This window comes from Macromonas nakdongensis, from assembly GCF_002837145.1.
In the GTDB taxonomy this organism is placed as follows: Bacteria; Pseudomonadota; Gammaproteobacteria; order Burkholderiales; family Burkholderiaceae_C; genus Macromonas_B; species Macromonas_B nakdongensis.
In genome coordinates, this window is sequence record NZ_NWMV01000158.1 from 1 (window position 1) to 719 (window position 719).

Annotated in this window: 1 protein-coding gene; it reads left to right on the plus strand. The window is 71.8% G+C overall.

What is annotated here, in order from left to right; genetic code table 11:
• Window positions 1-613 (plus strand): LytR/AlgR family response regulator transcription factor (locus tag CON77_RS14650; RefSeq protein WP_101050321.1); only part of this gene is annotated, 613 nt, incomplete at its 5' end.
• Window positions 614-719 lie beyond the last annotated feature (106 nt).

Genomic DNA, 719 nt, shown 5'->3' on the forward strand with positions numbered 1-719 from the left:
GCTGCTGGACATCCACATGCCCGGTCTGGACGGCCTGGCGTTCGCGCGCCACCTGCGCGCCCTGCCTGGGGGTGGGCCGGCGCTGGTCTTCGTCACCGCCCACGCCGAGCACGCCCTGCAGGCCTTCGAAGTCGATGCGATCGATTACCTGACCAAGCCGGTGCGGCTCGAACGCCTGCAGCAGGCGCTGGACAAGGTCGGGCGCCGCCGGGCCCCAGCCGTCGCGCCGGGGCCGGCCGACGCCGACTTCCTCCTCATCCACGACCGTGGCCGGACCGAGCGCGTGCCGTTGAATGACATCGTCTACCTCAAGGCCGAACTCAAGTACGTGACGGTGCGCACCCCGCAGCGCAGCCACGTGTTCGACGGCTCCTTGCACGAACTGGAGCAGGCCCACGGGCCGCGCTGGTTGCGGGTGCACCGCAATGCGCTGGTGGCGCGCCACCGCATCCGGGCGTTGGAGCGCGGGCAGGCGCCGGCCTCGCCGTTCGACGACGCCGGCGAAGCCAGCGACGGCTGGGTGCTGCGCCTGGACGGGGTGGAAGAACCGGTGGCGGTCTCGCGCCGGCAGCTGGCTGCGGTGAGGGAGGCCCTGGCCACAGGCGCGTGCTAGCATCGCCGGTCTTTGTGTTGAGGGGGTTGCCCGTGTCCGATGCCGTTTCGCCTTTGTCCCTGACGATCGCCACCCGCGAGAGCCGCCTGGCCCTGTGGCAGGCGGA